Source organism: Alteromonas sp. C1M14 (assembly GCF_018860965.1).
In the GTDB taxonomy this organism is placed as follows: Bacteria; Pseudomonadota; Gammaproteobacteria; order Enterobacterales; family Alteromonadaceae; genus Alteromonas.
On sequence record NZ_JAHKQF010000011.1, the window covers coordinates 273,272 to 291,289 of the forward strand.

The 18,018-nt window shown below is 47.3% G+C and carries 13 protein-coding genes; 4 read left to right on the forward strand and 9 right to left on the reverse strand.

The window, feature by feature from the left end:
• Positions 1 to 18: 18 nt before the first annotated feature.
• The 3 genes from ggt to pbp4b all read right to left on the reverse strand — a co-directional run bounded on the left by ggt (position 19) and on the right by pbp4b (position 5,689).
• A complete protein-coding gene (gene ggt, locus KO501_RS10760; RefSeq protein ID WP_216029672.1) occupies positions 19 to 1,716 on the reverse strand; it encodes a gamma-glutamyltransferase in 1,698 nt (565 codons plus the stop codon).
• 4 nt (positions 1,717 to 1,720) lie between these two features.
• On the reverse strand, positions 1,721 to 3,097 hold the full coding sequence (locus tag KO501_RS10765) for a Na+/H+ antiporter NhaC family protein (RefSeq protein ID WP_216029673.1): 1,377 nt from the start codon (positions 3,095 to 3,097) through the stop codon (positions 1,721 to 1,723).
• A 135-nt stretch (positions 3,098 to 3,232) separates the two neighbouring features.
• Positions 3,233 to 5,689: a penicillin binding protein PBP4B gene (gene pbp4b / locus KO501_RS10770; RefSeq protein ID WP_216029674.1), complete on the reverse strand. Its 2,457-nt coding sequence runs from the start codon at positions 5,687 to 5,689 to the stop codon at positions 3,233 to 3,235.
• A 153-nt stretch (positions 5,690 to 5,842) separates the two neighbouring features.
• Here pbp4b and KO501_RS10775 point away from each other — a divergent pair, with 153 nt between their 5' ends.
• Entirely contained in the window at positions 5,843 to 6,988 is a 1,146-nt protein-coding gene (locus KO501_RS10775; RefSeq protein WP_216029675.1) for a DUF5009 domain-containing protein, read from the forward strand.
• Here the strand turns inward: KO501_RS10775 and KO501_RS10780 are convergent.
• Complete coding sequence (locus KO501_RS10780; protein ID WP_216029676.1) at positions 6,977 to 8,320, reverse strand: M14 family zinc carboxypeptidase; 1,344 nt, start codon at positions 8,318 to 8,320, stop codon at positions 6,977 to 6,979. The two genes, KO501_RS10775 and KO501_RS10780, sit on opposite strands and share 12 nt — an antisense overlap.
• Before the next feature lie 214 nt (positions 8,321 to 8,534).
• Here KO501_RS10780 and KO501_RS10785 point away from each other — a divergent pair, with 214 nt between their 5' ends.
• The gene (locus KO501_RS10785) at positions 8,535 to 9,386 is read left to right on the forward strand and encodes an SIS domain-containing protein (protein ID WP_216029677.1); all 852 of its coding nucleotides are present in this window, start codon (positions 8,535 to 8,537) and stop codon (positions 9,384 to 9,386) included.
• A 32-nt stretch (positions 9,387 to 9,418) separates the two neighbouring features.
• On the opposite strand, the gene KO501_RS10790 is transcribed toward KO501_RS10785, so the two are convergent.
• From KO501_RS10790 to KO501_RS10800, 3 genes are all read right to left on the reverse strand, one after another.
• Complete coding sequence (locus KO501_RS10790; RefSeq protein WP_216029678.1) at positions 9,419 to 10,576, reverse strand: DUF1343 domain-containing protein; 1,158 nt, start codon at positions 10,574 to 10,576, stop codon at positions 9,419 to 9,421.
• Positions 10,573 to 11,508 (reverse strand): N-acetylmuramic acid 6-phosphate etherase, encoded by a 936-nt coding sequence (gene murQ / locus KO501_RS10795; RefSeq protein WP_216029679.1) that lies wholly within the window; start codon positions 11,506 to 11,508, stop codon positions 10,573 to 10,575. Before murQ ends, KO501_RS10790 begins: the two co-directional genes overlap by 4 nt.
• Positions 11,509 to 11,585: 77 nt before the next feature.
• A complete protein-coding gene (locus KO501_RS10800) occupies positions 11,586 to 13,151 on the reverse strand; it encodes a sodium:solute symporter (protein ID WP_216029680.1) in 1,566 nt (521 codons plus the stop codon).
• A 135-nt stretch (positions 13,152 to 13,286) separates the two neighbouring features.
• Here KO501_RS10800 and alr point away from each other — a divergent pair, with 135 nt between their 5' ends.
• Entirely contained in the window at positions 13,287 to 14,360 is a 1,074-nt protein-coding gene (gene alr / locus KO501_RS10805; RefSeq protein WP_216029681.1) for an alanine racemase, read from the forward strand.
• Positions 14,361 to 14,453: 93 nt separating this feature from the next.
• The gene (locus KO501_RS10810; protein ID WP_216029682.1) at positions 14,454 to 15,236 is read left to right on the forward strand and encodes a ZIP family metal transporter; all 783 of its coding nucleotides are present in this window, start codon (positions 14,454 to 14,456) and stop codon (positions 15,234 to 15,236) included.
• 8 nt (positions 15,237 to 15,244) lie between these two features.
• Here KO501_RS10810 and KO501_RS10815 read toward each other — a convergent pair whose 3' ends face one another.
• Together KO501_RS10815 and KO501_RS10820 are read right to left on the reverse strand one after the other, a co-directional pair.
• Positions 15,245 to 16,408, reverse strand: coding sequence for a DUF819 family protein (locus KO501_RS10815; protein ID WP_216029683.1), 1,164 nt, complete (start codon positions 16,406 to 16,408; stop codon positions 15,245 to 15,247).
• 492 nt (positions 16,409 to 16,900) lie between these two features.
• Positions 16,901 to 17,935 (reverse strand): LacI family DNA-binding transcriptional regulator, encoded by a 1,035-nt coding sequence (locus KO501_RS10820; RefSeq protein WP_354667825.1) that lies wholly within the window; start codon positions 17,933 to 17,935, stop codon positions 16,901 to 16,903.
• Positions 17,936 to 18,018 lie beyond the last annotated feature (83 nt).

Below are 18,018 nucleotides of genomic sequence, written 5' to 3' on the forward strand. Positions count from 1 at the left end.
CCTGCCCGACCAGCGTCATTACAATGTTGTCTCTTCAACGATGGCTTTACCGCGTCCACGGGCCTCTGAGCCTGCTTCCAAACCCTTATCGGTGCGCTTGATAAGATGCACGTCACCAAAGTTACTTTGTTTCATTGTGTAACCCATGGCTTTGAGTTTTTCTACGACCTCAGGCGCCAAGCCACTGTGATAGGCGATGGTGTCTTTGGGCCACAATTGGTGATGAAAACGAGGGCTGTTGGCTGACTGCTCTGCATTCATGTCAAAAAACAATGCGTTTAAGATAGATTGAGCTACCGAGGAGATAATGGTGGTACCACCTGGAGAGCCGGTTACCAATTTAACCTGGTTACCTTGCAACACAATGGTGGGGGTCATCGAAGAAAGCATACGTTTCCCCGGCTGTATTTCGTTGGCTTTACCGCCAATGGCACCGAAGAAGTTGGGTACACCGGCTTTAGCGCTAAAGTCGTCCATTTCGTCATTCAGCAAGAAACCGGCACCTTCGGCAACAACACCGCTACCAAAAGAGAGGTTAATCGTGGTGGTATTAGCAACGGCATTACCCCATTTATCCATGACAGAAAAATGCGTGGTATCTGGGCTTTCGTACAAGCCGGGTTTAACATCTTCTGTTACCGAAATACTATCTGGGTTAACTTCAGCAGCGCGACGGGCGATATAATTGCTATCGAGCAACTTAGCCACTGGCACTTCTACATAATCCGGATCGCCTAAGTATTCAGCGCGATCGGCAAATACTCGCTTACCGATTTCTGACATAAGATGAATGTATTCAGCGCTATCATGAGCCGGCAGTTTATGTGTTTCAAGCACCACGTTAAGCATGTTGATCCATTGTGCCACGGCGACACCACCTGAACTTGGAGGCGGAGCGGTGATCAGCTTATAGTCTTGCCAAGGATAAACAATAGGGTCGCGCCATTTTGCTTCATAGCTTAGTAGGTCATCTTCGGTAACCAAACCGCCGTTCTCAGCCATGTATTGGGCAATAACCTTGGCCGTTTTTCCTTCGTAAAATCCTTTGGCCCCTTCATCACGGATGCGCATCATAGAATCAGCAAGCTCGGGTTGCTTAAAGAGCACGCCAGCTTCTCTAGCGGCACTAAAATAACGGGGGAAGTTACTGGTTATGCCTTCTTTTTCCATTCGGGCAAGATAGCGGTCGATTTTATCGGCTAATTTAGGGGGGACGTGAAACCCATCTTTTGCTAAATCTACCGCGGGCTGCACCAAACGTGCCCAAGGCAATTTGCCGAAACGTTGATGAGCTTGCCACATGCCCGCCACCGAGCCAGGAATACCTGATGCTTTGGCGCCAAACAGAGATTCATACTTGTTGACATCGCCATTCTCGTCTAAGTACATATCTCGATGAGCGGCAGCGGGTGCCATTTCTCGATAATCGAGAAATGCCGCGGCTTTATCATAATAGATGGTCATAAAGCCGCCGCCACCAATGTTGCCGGCTTCGGGGAAGGTAACAGCCAATACAAATTGGGCTGTAATGGCCGCATCCACCGCATTGCCGCCTTCATTAAGTACAGCCATAGCTGCATCGGCCGCGAAGGAATCGGGCATCGATACCGCTTGCTGAGCAACGGTTTGTTCAGTGGTGGTTTTAGGTGCTGGAACCTTGTCCTCAGAGCACCCTGCGGTAACGCAAAGTAAAAGCGATAAAAATAAAAGTCGCATAGAGTTATCCAATCATGATGATGCTGGCGATGACATACGCAATAAGGGTAAGTCCGCCGGCAGTTAATGCGTAAGGAAGCTGGGTTCGAATATGGGTAAGCAAGTCGCACCCAGCCGCGATAGAGGAAACGGCGGACGTGTCTGATATAGGAGAGCAGTGATCGCCGAAAACACCACCTCCGAGAATTGCGGCTATCACCAATGACGGCGGTAGCCCTAAAGTTTGAATAAGTGGAACGCCAATAGGAATAAGAATGGCGAAAGTGCCCCAACTGGTACCCGTGGTGAATGACATAACTGCACCGGCTAAAAATAACATGGGCACTATCAATGTAATTGGTAAGTACTCACCAACGATGCCCGCCACGAAAACACCAGTGCCTAATTCTTTAAGGCTGGCACCTAAGGTAAGTGATAACAACACAATGGTGACTAAGGGCAATAGCTCTCCCATGCCTTTGAAGCCAATGGAAACGGCTTCATGATGGGTAAAGCGTTTGTGTGCAAGCAGTAAAAAGTAGGCAATGGCTGTGGCCAATATAGTGGCGTACAACACGGATTTACTGCCGTTACCTTGTGCTAGCACACCGTTTCCTGTCCACAGCATAAAACCCACCATACTCACCACCATGGTGATAAGCGGGACGAGCATATAACGGGCTTTCGTTGCCGGTTCACTGTCCAACACCGTTTGCGAGGTGGACATGGCGGTTTCTTCGTCGCGCATGGGCCCGTGGACGGTATCTTTTGAGATGGTATAGACAACAATCGCCAAGGTAATGATGGCGTAAAAATTCAATGGCACCGTGCCCCAAAGAATACTGGCCGAGGTTTGTTCTAGTTCGTAGCCGTCTAATAAGCCCAGTACAAATGCGCCCCAACCATTAAGCAAAATAAGAATACACACCGGTGCGCTAGTGCTATCAATGATATAGGCGAGTCGAGCTCGACTCATTTTAAATTTATCGAACAGGCCCCGTGCAAAAATACCGGCAGTAAGTACGCTTAAGTTGGATTCAATAAATACGGCAATACCGGTGAACATTGTTAATGCGCCCACCTGACGTTTGCTTTTTGCTACGCCCTTGCCTATTAACCAGTTTACGGTGGCGGTGACACCGCCCGAATCGCGAATATAAGCGAGTAAGGCTCCTACCATTAATGAAAATATGAGTATGCGTGTATTGCCGGGGCTTGAGGCAACACTGATAGTGCGTTCGATGGCATTCACCGGGGCTAACCATGGCGTGCCTTGCGCGCCGTTAAAGAGAATGAGCCCTTCAGCACAAAGCACGGCCAGCAGTAGCGCCATGATCACTTCTTTTTTCCAAAACACCACGAAAATGGCGACTAACGGCGGGATAATTGAAATCCAGTCCATGCACGTTTACCTGTTATTGTTGTATTTTTATAAATCTAACGCTTGTTTTTAGTTAGCCTACCCATAATGACAAGTTCCTGCCAGCAGTTTTATCCTAATTATCGGGCATTGGAGCGTTGAAACGGGATGCATTAACTAATTATTTTGCAGCACCGCGGCGTAGATACGGGTAATAACACTGCCATAATTGCCGGTTTCAAACTGTTTTTTGCCTGTAAACTCCAAATTACCGGTTGAGGACTCTACTACCGGAGTATGGCGGGCGTTGGTCAATAGTACAATGGCTAAGTCTAGGGTGGGGTCGATAACCGTGGCCGTGCCTGTCCAACCGGTGTGACCAAAGGCTGTATGGCTGGCGTAAGGACCAAAATGCCAACTGTTACGTCCGTCGGCTGCCCGCCGCCAGCCTAGCCCAAAGCCGGGATCTAAAGACGATGGCCCAGTAAACAGCGCTAGGGTTTGGTCATCGAACAAGGACACATTGTTGTATCCACCGCCATTTAATAAAGTTTGTAATAACACGCCTATATCATCAATATTTGAGAATAACCCAGCATGCCCCGAAACCCCTTGCATACTATACCAAGCTTTTTCATCATGAACTTCTCCTTGCAGGGTATAAGTACGGATCCCCGGAAACGCGACATGGCCATTTCTTGTGTTGCCGTTAATCTCGGTAGCAGCAATCTGATCGGGTCGAAAACCTTTTTTAAGGGGGTTAAAAACCGTGTGGTTAAGTTGCAGCGGGGCATACAGTTCTTGTTCGCAATAGCGATCAAGAGACATACCACTTACCCGCTCAACCAAATACCCCAATAGCATAAAGTTGGTATCACTGTATTTGGCTTCCAGTTTATTCCCTTCTTTAAAAGGCACCTTGGTTGCCAGTAGACGGTTTGTTCTGTTTTTCTCTCGAGACATTAGTGCGGGGCCATATGGATTGTCTGGCTTAAAGAAGCGCACTTCAGAGCCGTAGCCGGATTGATGGCTCAGTAAGTCCCGTACGGTGCGAGCTTCACGTCCATTGTCGCGATATTCAGGCAAGTATTGATAAAGGGGGGCATCTACGTTGATTTTTCCTTCCGAAACCAATTTCATGATGGCCATGGTAGTGGCCATTACTTTGGTATTAGAAGCCAAATCAAACAAGGTAGAGGTAGTCATGGGTGATTGTGAGGGCAACGCCGTACCGTTGGCGTCGTAGCGCAACGCATAACCATACGCCTCACGTTTGATGATTTGTCCGTCTTTTATGACCAAGAGGGCGGCGCCAGGGAAGCCGTTATCGATTTCCTCGTTAATCAGCGCATCCACCTGACTGAAACGTTGTTGCCACGCTTGGGTATTGTCCACAAGTGCAGGCCAGGGCACGGTAATATTGACGGTGTTTTGTGCTGGCGAAACGTCTTTCACTGACAGGGTATTTACGCCATCTTTTGTGCGTTTTTTCAAACTGTAATGATAGGTTTTTCCCGCGAGTAAGGGCGTGGCAATATTTAAGGTTTGCCCATTTACCTGAATAGTAGCGCGGGTATCTTGTTCTGCTTTAAGTATGATTTCGCCTCTACCTTTATAACTTTTAAAGGCTGCTTTATCGTTTACGTCTTTTCGACTCGACCGGTTTTGACTGGGGAATACTTGGGCGATCTGTCCTATTGACGGTGTTTTTGTCGCTGTGGTGTGAGTAAGGGCGGTTTCCTTTTTGTACCGCGCCATCAACTTTTCGCCTTTGGCAGGAAAATACTTTTCAATCAAGGCAAAGAGTGCCGCTGCCGTTTCGCTGTTAAGTTGGCCGGACACATTGTCTTGAACAAAGTGCATCTGAAAGGCATAGAGGGCGTTTTTGGTCGGACTATCAAAAATACCGGTCTCGATGACACCGTAGCCATATTCTCGCAATGCTGCCTGCATCAGCCCAATATTGGGTAACTGCTGGTTAAACGTTTTCCAGTAGCGAATTCTAGTTTCATTGTCGTACCAGGCGCCAATCCCAGCCTGATACAGTTCAAACCAAGGAAAGCGAGGACCTGGATCGTTTTTTCTATCAAAGGCGATGTCTGAATGACCGATTACGCCGGTGGGATGGATATCGGGATTGCGGGCGAGAATGTCTTTTGCCAGCGCAATAAGAACATTAATTTGCGCTGTTGGATAATCGGGGAAAAAGCACAGTCGATTAGCTCCGTGTTCTGAGGCTGCTTGTCCCGTCGTTGTATCGTGCTCACATTTGGGCACATTTACGATTTCAATACCAATGGATGTATCGTTTAAATGAGAGCGTGTTTGCCAATAGCTGACACCCGCATGCCAAGCTCGCTTGTCTTCGGGAACCAATGAAATGGCTTTGGCCTCAGCGGATGGATTTGAAGGGTCAAAGGGATCGGTAACTAAATAATGGGCGCTTAACCCGCCCTCATCTACCAGTGCATGGACGCTTTTCTCGTAATCAATGGCGGTAAAGTGCATCACGAGGGTTTTGATGCGCTCGCTTCGGTTTTTCGACGTCATGGACGGATAGTCCGATGCGCAACTTGCAATTAGCAATGCAGTGAGTAAAAGCAGGGTATAGCGAGAGAATAAACGAGCAACCATAAATTATTAACCGAATCGAAGACGCAATAACCAAATTATCACAGATGAACAAGATGTAAATAATAAAATATTCCATGCTGCTGGTAATTGTTATAGCAGTGTGATGCTATAGGCTGTTGTTATTGCCCAGTTATCTACTATGAGACGGAATAAATGAAGCGAGTGATGGCGGTTGATGTAATGCGCGGGTTAGCCATTGTGCTGATGGTACTGGTGAACAACCCAGGAAGTTGGCAATGGGTCTATTGGCCCTTATTACATGCAAAATGGCATGGTCTTACCCCTACCGACTTGGTGTTTCCTTTTTTTGTTTTCATTATGGGCGTAGCCTTAGCCATTGGGTCTTCTTCTGCACGTCATCCCGCTAAGACTAACGGGGTTTATCTGTCGATAATAAAGCGCAGTGCTATCTTGTTTGCACTGGGTATTTTTCTCAGTCTGTTTTACGTAAATACCCTAGATCCTAATTTTAGCTGGTTAAATGATCGGCTGTTTTCTATGCGCATAATGGGGGTATTGCAACGGTTAGCACTGGTTTATTTAGTTACCGCGTTTATTGTCTATCGGTGGGGCAAAGTAGCTCATTATTTAATGTTGGTGGTGGCCATAGGCGGTTATTGGGCGGCGATGGCATGGTTGCCCTATACCGATAATCAAGGCAACCATTATATGGGCCTATGGGAGTTTGGTAATAGCTTATCGGCTTGGTTAGACAACTCTATTTTTGGTGCTAAGCATGTGTATTACCCGAACGCCCAGCCGTTTGCTTTTGATCCTGAAGGCATGCTCAGTACGTTACCTGCGGTGGGCACCTGTTTGTTTGGTGTTATAGCAGGGCAATGGTTGATGTTAAAGCAATCTGCATTAATGCGCTGTGGCTTACTAACGGGTGTTGGGGTAGCCGTTACGGTTGTGGGGTTGATACTCAGCTTATGGGTGCCCATCAATAAAGCATTGTGGTCACCAAGTTACACCGTGCTGAGCGCGGGCTTAGCCATGCTTCTGTTAGGAACGTTGGTGTTTGTTTTAGATATAAAACGCTACCAAGCATGGGCTAAACCTTTTGTGGTGGCAGGGGCGAACAGCATCGTATTTTTTATGTTGTCGGGTATTATCGCCAGACTATTACTGATGATCCCTGTGGCGGGAGTCACGTTAAAAACCTGGCTTTTTGAACAGGTATTTTTACCTCTCGCTTCACCTTCCTTGGCGTCGCTGTTGTTCGCGTGTAGCTTTCTGTTGCTATGTTATTGCCCCGTTTACCTTATGTATCGTAAACAGTGTTTTTTACGGATTTAACGTTATCCACTTGCCTTCGAGTACGGCCGCCTGCACACCGTTATCGTTCTTTAAAAGAAAGAAAGCCCGCTCTCCCGGTAGCATGAATACTTGCGGTAAGGGGGCCGTTTCAACTCTGATCGGTAATTGACAGGTATGGGTGAGCAGGCCATTGGCATCCACAAAGTAGCTCACGCCTTGTGCCAATAATTTACGATAAGCCAGATCATCAAGTTGTAACGGCGAGGTGACCACGTAGGGTTTAATGTCGGCCAGGGTAAGCCCTCGGCCATCGATGTCGCTAAAACCATGTACGGTACGTAAATCACCTATGGCAGTGATATTGCTTTTACCGGTTTTAGCACTGATATTAATGCTGATGTCCACGTGGTAAGACGGGTTTAGCCCTAAGGTTATGTGGCTGAGTTTCGTATCACATAAGCCATCTTCGCGGTTATCGGGAATGCGATAGTAATCGGCCAGTGAGTAGGCTCGATAGGTGTCTGTTAGCAAACTTAACAACCCATACTGTAACGCAATAACATTCATCTTTCTGGCCAGTTGACGATGAGGATCGTCAAAAGCCGCGCCGCTTTCTATCAGTATGGTACTGGCGCCGCTGGCAGCAATGTTGTCACCAAAAGAGCGAAAAGAATATGTATCGTCATAGCGCCCGATACTGTTAGGGATAAAGTAATTTAAGGTACCTGCCATACCGGCGATAAGCTGTTTGGCACGAAGTCTCGAGGCATTCACATGCTTATCTTCATGGTAGGCAGGAGCCAGAAAGGCAATGGTGGCCGGGTTAGTTGAAGTGCCGGCAGTGTAATAAGGGTTTTGGTCATGCAAGTTAAACGCAACATCGGGAGCGAGTTGCTTTACTTGTTGATCAAGAATGCGACCTTCTGGCGACTGCAGGGCCTTGGCGTCGCGGTTGATATCAATGCCCTGGGCATTAACGCGGGTCTTTCTTGCTGCACCATCGGGGTTAAGCATGGGGATCACATGAACGGTGACTAAATCTTGCCAGTTTTTGGGCAGGCCCACCGGTTCGCTGTTTAACAAAATATGCAGCCAGTCGAGTACCGCTGCGGTCGCGGTGGGTTCGTCTCCGTGCATTTGTGTCCACGCTAAAATAGTCAGCGGCCCTGAACCTAAAGAATAACGAATAATCGGAGTACCTTCATAGGAATGGCCTAACAAGGTGGTGGCAATTTCCTGATGGGCAGATAACGGACGAACCACGGTGGTTAAATCTTCAGCCGTAAGATGCGCCTTATCCAGCACTTGCCAATGCATAGCATCAAATTTATTCGCAATATCTGCTATCGCCAGATCTGGATGGGCGTTCATGGAGAAATCCTTAATTTAAGTTTGCGTTTTCTATTGCTAAGAATGCCGCAGAAATACGTATGCTTATTTAATGGTATTTTGATATTCTCATCAACTGGTTTATATTTGAATAATAAATTCTTTGAGATGAGTGGCATTATTATTACCTAGCGTCACAGGTGTACCGCTCACACAAGGACGAAACTCAGTTCCCGATAATTAAAGTGATGAATTCATGTCTGCATTTACAAAAATAAAAGCAATAAAACACGCATTGTCTGCCAGTGAATCGAAGTTAGCGACATTTACACTGGATTCACCCAACGCGGTGCGGGACTTATCGTCTCAGGAATTGGCTAATGTAGTGGGTGTCAGTCAGTCGAGTGTGGTGAAGTTTGCGCAAAAGCTTGGTTATAAAGGCTACCCAGCGTTTAAACTTGCAGTCATTGATTCGTTAAATAAAGAGGCTCCCAATACCCAGATCCACGGCAAAATTACCTTATCTGACGGTTTTGAGCAGATGGCTGATAAGCTAGTTGCGAGTAAGATCAGCGTGTTAAATGAAACCCGCAATTTAAATGAAATGGTGGCCTTTGAGCGAGCGGTAGAATTACTCAAAAATGCCAAACGGGTAATGATTTGCGGGATCGGCGGGTCGGCGTTGGTGTGTAAAGACTTTGCCTATAAATTGCAAAAGCTAGGCATAACCGCCATGGCAGAAGCCGACGGCCATATTCAATTGGCACTGGCGTCAACCTTTGGTGAACACGACGTGGTGGTTGCAATTAGTGAATCCGGTAGCACCCGGGAAATCGCAAACGTGGTTGATGAGGCGAGAAACAACCATGCTATGGTGATTTCGATTACAAAATACGGCCACAATCAAATTGCAGATAAAGCCCAGGTGCAACTGTATTCGGTGGCAGAAGAAGCGTCATTGCGGTTGTCGTCCATTTTAGCCCGCACAGCGCAAGAATTAATTATTGATATGTTGTTTATTGCGTTGACTCAGGCGTCACGACCGGGACGCAAGTTGCTGGAAAAAACCAATGAGGTGGTGTCCCAGTTCAAACAACAAAAGAATTAATCTGTTGGGGGCGGGACGCCCCTCGGATAGATTTAGTAAAGTAAATAAGGTTGTTGTTGCCGTTTAAAATGGATCAAAGCGGGCTGCCATTGCTGACGAATCTGCGCCTCACTGTCTCCGGCTTCTATGGCTTGTCGTAACTTATCTGTGCCAGCAAGTTTATCGAAGAAGGCGGGTCTATCAATGAATAAAACCCCTGCTTTTTTAAACTTGGCGTGAGCAGACAACAGCAGAGACAAGTCAAAGCCCGCTATTGATGAGCGCCGCAAATCCATACCAGCGAGCTGTTTTCCTTCTAATTTCGGGTGAGGGGCGCTGGTGGGCAGGCTTTGGGGGCGGAATGTAAAATCACCCAGCTTTACCTTGTCGTGACCGAGTACCTGAAAGGGGAAAGGGGTTCCTCGACCTACGCTAACCGTGGTGCCTTCAAATAAACACAGCGACGGATAAAGGGCGATTGCTTGATCATTGGGTAAATTGGGACTTGGCGCAACGGGTAAGGAATAAGCTTGTTGCTTGTCATAATCCATCATGGTCACCACGTGTAGTGACAATGCTTTGGCTTGGGATATCCAGCCTTCACCTTTTATCATAAGGGCAAGTTCTGCCATGGTCATGCCATGGAGCAGTGGAATGGGATCCATGCCCACAAAAGAGCGAAAGCCGTTTTCACGCACCGGACCATCAACAAAGCGCCCATTTGGATTCGGCCGATCTAAAACGATCAGCGGCTTACCTTGTTCGGCTGCCGCTTCCATGACTAAATGCAATGTACTGATATAGGTGTAAAAACGCGCGCCCACATCCTGTATATCGAAAATCAGGATATCCACATCTTTAAGCATATCCGCCGTGGGCTTTTTGGTTTTCCCGTAAAGTGACAATATGGGAAGACCGGTTTTCGGATCATGCCCGTCGGTAATGGTTTCCCCTGCACCAGCATCTCCACGAAAGCCATGTTCTGGGGCCATTACCTTGCGAATATCCACATTCCTGGCAAGAAGGTAATCCACTAAGTGGCTATCACCCACGGTAGAGGTTTGGTTGACGATGAGCCCAATGCGTTTACCCTTTGTGAGAGAAAGGTAAGCGTCGGTGCGTTCAGCGCCAAGGGTCACCGCCCTGCATGCAAAGGTGGTTGATAGTATCAACAGCCACAAAAGTAGTGCACTTGACCCTATTTGTCTCATTGTTGCTCTACAGCGCGGCGTAGAAAGCCGTGGTGGGTTACCAGCATCGTTTCTGCCTCGCTGGCATTGGTATCGGTCAAAATCATCATAATGGCAACTTTAGCGTTATGTTTAGCATCTTCTAACGCTTTGGAGGCTTCTTCTTTCGTGCAGTCAGTGGCTTGCATAACTATACGAATTGCCCTTGCTTTGAGCTTTTCGTTAGTTGCGTTCACGTCCACCATTAGATTCTGGTAGGTTTTACCTAATCGAATCATGCTGGCGGTGCTTAGCATGTTGAGTACCAGCTTTTGCGCCGTACCCGACTTCATGCGGGTAGAGCCGGTAAGGCATTCAGGACCTACCACAGGGCAAATTGGAATGCTTGCGGCGTCGAGGACAATGGAATCTGGGTTACAGGCAATGCTAATGGTGGCAGCGCCAAGGCTGGCTGCGTATTCTAATGCTCCAACAACATATGGAGTACGGCCACTGGCAGATAACCCTACCAAAACATCTTTTTCACAAAAATCAATGGCCTTAATATCTTTAGCGCCTTGGGTTTTATTGTCCTCAGCCCCTTCTACCGCATGCTGAATAGCGGTTTCTCCACCAGCAATAATACCGATAACCAAAGTATCGGGCACACTAAAGGTAGGACGGCATTCTACCGCATCTAAGATCCCCAGTCGTCCACTGGTACCCGCTCCGGTATAGACTAAACGTCCACCGGCTTGGAGTCGGCTTACAATGGTATCAACGGCGTTGGCAATTTGCGGGATCTCCTGAGCAACGGCGTTCGCTACTTTGGCATCTTCCTGATTGATTTTCCGTAAAATTGCATCTGTCGACAGTAAGTCAATGTCCATGGTTTCTGGGTTACGGCCTTCTGAAACGATCTTATTCAATTGGGCGAGTAAATCAGAAGTTCCGCTTACTTTTTTTGCCTGCATAGTTTGCCTTATGAGGTTGCACTGCTTTTTTCACCAAAGTACTGCAGCTTTCTTCTTAAAAATGGGGACACGAAAAACTAGTTTTTCGGCTCCGCTGTTGTGCGACCTAACGCACAAATTAAAGTCGATATGGCGGTTCCTATAACAAGCTGCCAAGTAAAGCCTAGTTCAAAGTGCCACTGTGAGGGTAACACAGTATGGATCACATATGGCTGCATGGACAAAGGAACCAAAAAACCCACAATCAGGGCGATAATCACTGAGCGCTGACTGCCCCGTTGGGAGAACAAGGTGACGAAATACACACCCAGTAATCCGCTGTAGGAAAAGACCATGACGCCCAGGGCAAATTGTAACAATGGCATATTGGTGTACTGTTGCCAGTAATAACATAGGCATGCCATAAATCCTAACGCTGAGGCCACTAGAACCATGGCCCAGCGACCAGCTTTTACATAATGGCTGTCTTGGGTTTGCTGATGTTTTGCTTCTCGCCAAGGGCGGTAAAGATCTTGCACCAGTACGCTGGCCATGGAATTGAGCCCCGAGTTTAATGTTGATAAGGCGGCGGCCAAAATTCCAATGGTAACCAAACCCCGCACACCGGCAGGAATTTCGGTGAGAACGTAATACATGAATATGGTAACGGGTTCACCGGCAAAAGAGGGAACCGGTCCGTCAGACAACCCCGAAGCCATAATATCTGGGCGTTGGTAATAAACATACAACAACAAACCGATGACCAAAAACAGCAACATAACTGGGATCACCATGACCACAGACATGAGCATGGCCCTGCTGCCTTCTTTTGCATTTTTGCAGGTTAAAACCCGTTGCGTCATATCTTGGTCAAGGCCAAAGGCGGCAATATTAAGTAAAACGAAGCCTGTTAATACGGAAAGCAAGCTAAACACACCGCTGTTGGAGAAATCCCAATCCGTATTAATGAGCCGTAGTTTAGAGGTCTCCCCAGGAGCTGGGTTTTGTAGCGCCGCGACAATGTCACCAAATGAGGCGGGTATGGCGTTATATAAAACTATGATCACAGCGATGGCTGCACCTACGTATATAACGGCTTGCAGCACATCAGAATAAATGACCGTACGAATTCCACCGTACACGGTATAAACCAAACCACACACGGTGATAATAAGGGTGGCGGTGATCACGCTAGAGGCGTCAATATTACCAAATAAAATCATGGCCACAGCGAGGGCTGCCATGTATAGACGGGCACCACTGGCAAAGACCCGGCCAAACAAATACATTAAACCGGCAAGCCGCTTTGCCCGTGCGCCGAATCGTTGCTCTAACAATTCATAGACGGTATACACTTTTTGTTGGTAAAACCGAGGAATGAGAAAGATTGCAACAAAATAGGCTGCGATAAAAGCGCCAATGTTGGTCGATAGGTAGGTGAGGTCGTTGCGATAGCCTTGATCAGGCCCGCCTAAGAAGGTGGCGGCAGATTGAGACGTGGCCAACACGGAAATGGCCACCATCCACATAGGAATACTGTTGCCACCAAGGAAGTAATCGTTGGCCGACCGGTTTTGTCTGTTAAATAGCCAGCCACTGCCTAATAGGACAAGCCCGTAGCCGATAAATACCAGTATATCTGCAAATGCGTAGTGACCTAACATTCTGCCCTATTACATTATTTTTATTAGTTTGAATATGTAGAATATATTATTCCATTTAATATGTATAGCCGGAATTTTATTGCCCATGTAAGATAGTAGGGTGTTCATCTATTCAGTAGCAAGGAAAAATTTTTTTTGAGCAGGCAAACCCGCGCGGTCATTCATGCCGACGCACTACTTCATAATTTCGATTTATTATCGGCCATGGTGACAGAAGGGCAGTCCATGGCAGTGATCAAGGCCGATGCTTATGGTCATGGCGCAATTAATGTAGCCCGAATTCTTAGTGGGCGTTCTCCCTCTTTTGCTGTGGCCATTGTTGAAGAAGCTATTTTACTTCGCGACGCGGGGATCACCGTGCCCATAGTGGTACTTGAAGGGCCTCATCAAGATTATGAATGTGCCGTGGCGGGCCAACAGAATTACATTCTGGTGGTACACCAACGTCAGCAGTTGCAGTGGTTGGCATCCTGCTCACCAGATCAGCGCCCGACGGTGTGGTTGAAAGTCGATTCGGGTATGCACCGTTTGGGTTTTCAGTGTCATGAGATCCCACCGTTACTTTCTGAATACAAAGATTTGTTTCGAGATCCGCCGGTATTAGTTACCCATCTAGCCTGTGCCGATGACCTCGATAACCCGTTTAATTTGCAACAATTAGACGATTTTCTTGCTTTGCGTGATCAAACTGGCTTGGCGGTAAGTATTGCTAATTCACCGGCGGTGGTTGGCTGGCCTCAGTCCCGAGCACAATGGAATCGATTGGGTATTGCCCTGTATGGTGCCCAGCCATTGCAAAACGACTGCGGCTTATCGTTACAGCCGGTGATGAGTTTACAGTCCAGCGTTATCTCGGTACGAACCGTTAAGGTCGGTGATACGGTGGGATATAGTCAAACTTGGCAAGCAAAACGTCCATCGGTGATTGCCACCGTGGCCATTGGCTATGCTGATGGTTATCCTCGCCATTGTCCTAGTGGTACCCCTGTGGTGGTCAACGGGCAAAAAGCGTCGTTAGCAGGGCGGGTATCCATGGATATGATTACCGTGGATGTGACTGATATTCCTATACCTAAACCTGGTGATCCCGTTGAGTTATGGGGGCAGCAACTTCCCGTAGATGAAGTGGCCCGCTGTGCTGGCACCATATCTTATGAACTTTTATCGCGGGTATCTTCTCGCGTACCGCGATTGGTGCGTTATGTGTAATCAATACCCTATAGGGTGGAACAGTACCGCCTAATGTAATGCTTACCTTGAGGCCGATTGTCTTTAAATTAAGAGCACGTTTACGGAGACATCATGGACTCATCAAATGTTGTGTTAATGGGCTTTGTGGCGAGTTTATGTGCCAGTATGGGCACAACCGTTGGAAGCCTTGGCGTATTAACCATTAAAAAGTTGTCCGTTAAAACCGAAGATGGGCTACTCAGTATGGCCGCAGGTATCATGTTGGCGGCCACCTTTTTTTCTTTGCTTTTACCAGCATTAGAATATGCCGGCAACGACTACCATCAACCAGTGCTTGGCGCCCTTGTTGTGGGTTTGGGTGTATTTATTGGTGCCGGTTGCCTATTTTTAATACACCAAAATGTGCCCCATGAACATTTTGGTACGGGTAAAGAAGGGCGTGAGTCCACTCAGTTAGGTCAGATCTGGCTATTTGTTATTGCCATTACATTACATAACTTTCCCGAAGGCTTGGCCGTGGGAGTAGGGTTTGCCGGGGGGGAACTAAAAAATGGTGTAACGCTGGCTATTGGCATTGGGTTACAGAATTTGCCGGAAGGTTTAGCCGTATCTGTGGCCTTGATGTCGGTAGGGTACACCCCCTTAAAATCAGCGGGTATTGGTATATTGTCTGGGCTAGTTGAACCGGTGGGAGGCTTACTGGGTGCCTTTGCTGTGGCCACCATGGAAACCTTTATGCCATGGGCTTTGGCTTTTGCTGCCGGGGCAATGCTGTTTATTATCAGTGATGAAATTATTCCCCAAACCCATCGCCGAGGACATCAAAACTTAGCCACGTTTTCACTGCTTGTTGGCTTTGTCATTATGATGATCCTCGACGTGGCGCTAGCCTAAACCCTTCATCAATGAGTAATAAGGGCGAGCACTCTACCTACGGCCAGTCCACCGGCAGTGCCGACAATGTAGCCGAGCATGGCCATAAGCACGCCCACCGGTATTAAAGCTTTCGAGTAGGATGCCGCCAGAATTGGCGCTGAAGCCACGCCACCAATATTGGCCAACGACGCCAGCCCACAGGTAAAGAGATCTAATTTAAAGAGCTTTGCGCACAGCACCATCACAAGGCCGTGGATCAGCAAAATCATACCTCCGGCCAGGATATATACAGGGGCTTCTAGCATTTCACCAAAACTGGCTCTTGAGGCGATAAGAGCAATGATTAAATTTAGCATTACCATGGCTAGCATCTCTGCGCTGGCAAAGCGTTTTAACGGTGACATGGCACCAATGACGCCCGCAAGGGTGACATAGGCGACTGTCCATGCGGTACCCGTAAAGTAGGCCGAGGAGGGCATAAAGCCAGACAGCCATTGCGCCCAAGCAGAAACGCCACAGGAGAGCGCCAGCATCAACAATAAATTACCGCCACTAACAGGATAAGATTGTTGCTGGGATTGTTCCAACGATGCCCCAACGTCAGCCAACATGCGATCATCGGCCCCCGTCCATCTATTAAATTGCCGTGCGAAAGGGACAAGCGCAAGAAGCAACATCACCCACAGAGCATAGTCAATGGAGTCTATTAGCAAGGTGTAGCCCATTGCTGAATCTGGTACATCTAAGGCTAATTGCACTGCCGCTAAGTTCCCTGTGCCGCCCATCCAACTGCCACAAAGTGCTGCAAATGTTTTCCATGCATTGTCAGCAAGACCATTGTGAAAAAGCGCAAAAGTGAGAATAAAGCCGCAGGCAATACTCATGCTAGCGAGTAAAAACGTTAGTATCATTTTCCAGCCTAGCTTTTTAATTTGCCTTAAATCGGCATTTAAAAGCATGAGAAAAATCATCGCAGGAAGTAAGTTGTTCCGCAGTGCCTTGTAGGTGTTGTCGATAACGGGGCCAGACTCCCACACACCCATGCTGGCGCAAACCATCACCACAAAATAAAGCAGTACAATGGCCGGCAAATAGCGAAACAGGCGTAACTTGACGTAGGTTTCAAGGCAATACAAGCTGCTTGCTATGGCCAATAACACCGTCACATAACCAAATGGGGTATCGATCATCCAACGGTTCTCCTTGTTTTGTGATCGCTAAAAAGCCGAGAGGGAAAAAACGGCCCAAGTATGGTGCGAGAAAAATGAATCAGAAGTGAGCTTGTTACCATTAGACGACAATATTTACAGGTTAAACGGTTTGTCATTGAAATAGTGTCCTACAAGTCACAAAATAAGGGCAATACGAGAAGCCAGTAGTAATCTCTTATTTTCATTTCATGTTTCTACTAGACTGTTTATTCTTACTTTTATTTTTTTTTAGAATAAAGTATTTCAATCAGGTTGCAAGCACTGTCTCGTGTTTATCTTCAACCTGTGAGGTCATCCTCACGCATTTGTCTTAAGGATCATTATGCGAACAAGCTTTGCTCGAACCAGAGTTAACCCTGGTGCTTTTAGCAGACCTGTACGATCAAAACCTAGCAAGCCTGCGAAAAAGAAAAAGTAAACACAATGGCCAAGCCTAGCTGAATGTAGGGCTTGGCTTTTCTTTTTTACTGCCTATTTTCCCGTTGAATCACGGATAATTAATTCTGGACAGAAATATCGAGGTGTTTTGGGTTTTTCTCTGTCTTTATGGGTGCGGCGCTCTTGGATCGTACTAATTAGTAAGTCACCGGCTTGTTTCGCAATATCGCTGGTGGGTTGCGCTGCAGTGGTAATCGGCGGCCAGGTTTGCAATGAAAACGGACTATTCTCAAAACCAGCAATAGCAAGTTGTTGAGGCACATTTAGCCCATGCAAGCGGGCATGAAATAGTGCTCCAGAGGCAATTTCATCATTACAGGCAAAAACGGCAGTGGGCGGTGTTGGTAATGACAGTAGTGTTTTCATGCCTGCCACTCCACTATTAAACGCATATTGGCCATTGAAGCGTAAGGCTTGATCGTTAGCTAGACCGTGCTTTGCCAAAGCATCAAGATATCCTTGCTCCCGTTCAAGGGTAGAGCGGTGAGAATGATCGCCGGATAAAAAGCCAATACGTTTATGCCCTAAGCCAATCAGGTGGTCTACGATACGCTCTGCCGCTAGCCTATCATCAATACATACCCAGCGCCCTTGGGGAATATCCGGAGCGTCGCCAGAAACCACGCCCACAAATGGGACCCCTGATTCCGCAATTTGGGCCAATACCTCGGGCATTTCAGAAAGGGGAGGTGACAACACCAAGCCTGCCAATTTAGAGCGGGAAATCATCCCCAATAGAGTATGGGCAATATTCGACTTTGAAGCATCGCAAGGATAAATAAGTAATTCATAGTTGCGTTCATGACAGGCTTCTAACAACCCTTTTTGCATATCAATAATGTAATACGCATTTGGATTATCGTAGACATACCCGATGGCGTAGGACTGCACTGCGGCTAAGTTCCTAGCTGCTTGATTGGGCTGATAATTTAACGTATTAATGGCGTGCTGAACCTTTTCCAGTGTTTCAGCTTTAACGTTTGATTCGTTATTGATAACCCGGGAAACCGTTTTAAAGGAGACCCCTGCAAGTTTCGCCACATCCTTGATGGTTGCTTTCAATCCCACCACTCCTCTCTTTCGTACCTATCCTTGGTCATATTGTGCCACAAGGTGAGTGAATTTACTTAGCGTATTAGGCAGTCTAACCC